This window comes from Micromonospora andamanensis, from assembly GCF_016863495.1.
Taxonomy (GTDB): Bacteria; Actinomycetota; Actinomycetes; order Mycobacteriales; family Micromonosporaceae; genus Micromonospora; species Micromonospora andamanensis.
The window spans coordinates 1-3,328 of sequence record NZ_BOOZ01000098.1; the positions used below are offsets into that span (position 1 = coordinate 1).

The 3,328-nt window shown below is 65.9% G+C and carries 2 protein-coding genes; both read left to right on the plus strand.

Annotated features, from left to right (window positions below; genetic code table 11):
* Window positions 1-147: 147 nt before the first annotated feature.
* Window positions 148-1,776 (plus strand): MFS transporter, encoded by a 1,629-nt coding sequence (locus Van01_RS32580; RefSeq protein WP_204015785.1) that lies wholly within the window; start codon window positions 148-150, stop codon window positions 1,774-1,776.
* Window positions 1,777-1,820: 44 nt separating this feature from the next.
* The gene (locus Van01_RS32585; RefSeq protein WP_204015787.1) at window positions 1,821-2,705 is read left to right on the plus strand and encodes an NAD(P)-dependent oxidoreductase; all 885 of its coding nucleotides are present in this window, start codon (window positions 1,821-1,823) and stop codon (window positions 2,703-2,705) included.
* Window positions 2,706-3,328 lie beyond the last annotated feature (623 nt).

The window sequence follows — 3,328 nt, forward strand, 5'->3', positions numbered from 1 at the left end:
TTAGGGACCTGATCGACGTGCTGACGGCGCGGCGGTCAGTGGATGGTCAGCGGACGGGCAACGGGTGGACAGCGGGGGCGATCAGGATGGCGGCAAGCGCCACGGCTTTCGGGCGCATTCCCACTTTCCCTGAAGGAACGAGGAGCCATGAATACGAGCGCTGCAGCCGACTTGGGTCGGCGTGCGGGTCTGCGAGAATGGATTGGTCTGGCGGTCCTAGCGTTGCCGACGATTCTGTTGTCTCTGGATGCCACGGTGTTGTATTTAGCGACGCCGCATCTGGGGGCTGACCTCCGCCCCGACAGCAATCAGCTGTTGTGGATCGTTGACGTCTACGGTTTCATGATCGCGGGTTTCCTGCTGACCATGGGATCGCTCGGGGATCGCATTGGTCGGCGCAAGCTGCTGATGATCGGTGCCATCGCGTTTGGCGCCGCATCTGTGATGGCGGCGTATGCCCCTACTCCGGAGGCGTTGATCGCAGCCCGGGCGTTGCTGGGTATCGCTGGGGCCACGCTGATGCCGTCCACGCTGGCGTTGATCAGCAATATGTTCCGCGATTCGCAGCAGCGGGCCATGGCCATCGGGCTCTGGGTCGCCTGCTTCTCCGTAGGTATCGCGGTCGGCCCGATCGCCGGGGGCCTGCTGCTGGAGGCGTTCTGGTGGGGGTCGGTGTTCCTGCTCGGCGTTCCGGTCATGGTGGTGCTGCTGGTGGCCGCGCCGGTGCTGCTACCGGAGTACCGGAATCCCCAAGCCGGTCGGTTGGATGTCGTAAGCGTGCTGTTGTCGCTTGGCGCTGTGCTGCCGGTTGTGTATGCCGTCAAGGAGTTCGCCAAGAGCGGCTTCGAGTTGCTCCCGGTTGTTGCGCTCACGGTCGGGGTCGTCGTCGGGATCGTTTTCGGGCGGCGGCAGAACCGGTTGGCTGACCCCCTGCTCGACCTGCGGCTGTTCCGGGAGCGGTCCTTCAACGCGGCGTTGGCCATCCTGCTGCTCGGCCTGGGCGTCATGGGTGGGGTCTACCTGTACGTCACCCAGTATCTCCAGCTGGTTGAAGGGCTGTCGCCGATGATGTCCGGCCTGTGGCTGCTGCCGGCTGCGCTCGCCCTGATCGTGGCGTCCTGGGCCACCCCGCTCATCGCTCGGCGCATCTCGTCTGGGTACGTGGTGGCCGGAGCATTGGCCCTGTCCGGTCTGGGATACCTGATGATCAGCCAGGTCAACAGCGCCGCCGGTCTCCCGCTGCTCGTCGCCGGTTTTATTCTCGTCTACGTGGGTACCAGCCCCACGATGGTGCTCGGCACCGATCTCGTTGTCGGTGCCGCCCCGCCCGAGAAAGCCGGCTCGGCGTCAGCCATCTCGGAAAGTGCGATGGAGTTCGGCCTCGCGCTCGGCGTCGCCGTGCTCGGCGTGGTCGGGGCCTCGGCCTACCGCAACGAAATGGCCGGGATCGCGCCCGCCGACGTGCCGCCGGCGGCGTACGACGCCGCCCGGGACAGCTTCGTGGCGGCGCACGGTGAGGCAGCCACTTTGGCGGAGGGACCCGCCGCATCGCTCCTCGAGGCGGCCCGCAACGCCTTCGTAGGCGGCATGAGTCTCGTCAGCTGGATCAGCGTCGCCACCGTGGCCCTGTTGGCAGTGATTGCGGTCGCCAACTTGCGCCACGTCCCGCCGACCTCGGAAAGCGGGGCTGAGGAGCAGACCACCGGCGCGCCCGTCCCTGCGACTCCGGATAACCCGACGAAACATTCACGAGACGACGAGTACGCCCAGGTGTGACACCGCTTATCTGTTCGTTACGTTGATTGATAGGAGCTTGAGTAATGACCTCATACGCCGACAATTCGGTAACCGTGCTTGGTCTGGGACCGATGGGCCGTGCCCTGGCTGGCGCGTTCCTGAACGCCGGTCTGCCGACGACCGTATGGAATCGAACGCCGGGTAGGGATCGGGGACTGGTCGAGCGGGGAGCGAACAGCGCCCAATCGGCCGAGGAGGCGGTCGCCGCGAGCAGACTGACAGTGGTCTGCGTGGTGAACTATGACGCGTCGGACGCCATCCTGCGACGCGATGTGGTTACTGATGCGCTCAAGGGACGCACCGTTGTGAGCCTGACCGCGGACACGCCGGATCGGGCCCGAGACACGGAACTGTGGGCGGCCGCGCACGGTATCCGTTACCTGGACGGCGCGATCATGACCCCGATGGCCACCATCGGGACCGCCGAGGCGGTCGTGATCTACAGCGGTCCTGAGCAGCTGTATCGAGAGCATGAGCCGATCCTGACCGTCCTGGGCGGCACCCACACCCACCTCGGCGAGGAAGTCGGCCGCGCGGCGGCGTACGACATCGCCCTGCTCGACATCTTCTGGACCGCGATGGCGGGCTATGCGCACGCACTCGCGGTTGCCAAGGCGGAGGGTGTCACCGCACGGGAACTCGCCCCCTTCGCCAGAGGCATCGGCGAGATCCTCCCACCCATCTTCGAGGAGGCCGCGGCGGAGGTCGACCTGGCTACGTTCTCCGGTGAGGACAATCCGATCACCTCCGCCGTATCATCAATCGCCCACATCGTCCACACGTCCGAAACTCACGGCATCGACGCGGGCGTGATGCGTGCGGCCGAAGGCTGGGCCCGCCGCGCCATCGGGCTGGGCCACGGCACGGACGGGTTCATGCGGATCACCGACGTCCTGAGCCAGCACTAGGCAACAGCGGTGCGCGCCACGCATTCCTACGCAAGGACAGGAGCGCACCTCGAGCCCCAGGGTCGACCTCCCGGGTAGGCGCCGAGCAACGCCGACAGCCCACCCGGGAGGTCCTCCCGCCCAACAGTGCAGGTACTGGGGCTGCAACAGGACACACACCGGATGAAGCTCGTTCGACGGGGCCTGTGGGTAGTGAGCGCCTTTGAGGACATTCAGGCCGCCGCACCTTCACTAACTGATTCGACCATCCGGACGCCGACGATTCGAAGCGATGCCTTGACCAGGCTCGTGGGCCGCAGGTTGTTCTCAAGTTGGAGAATCTCCAACGCGGAGGTTCGTTCAAGGTCCGCGGTGTGGCCTGGAGGTTCGCCAAGCTCAGTAGTCGTGCCGGTGACAACCGATACCTCGACGCTCGGTGTACCTGCTGTCACCGAACCGGTCCTCGACCAGGTCCGTCATCGCGTCGCAGGCGTCCTTACCGTTCCGGACGAAGCCGCACGGTCGGCAAGCGTTGTCTCACCGAGGAAGCCAAAGTCTGGGCCGAGCCGGCAGCAGGATGCGCCTTGGCGGCCGCGCGAGGTATGGCCGCGAGCCTACCGATCGACGCAGTCATAGCCCTCGTT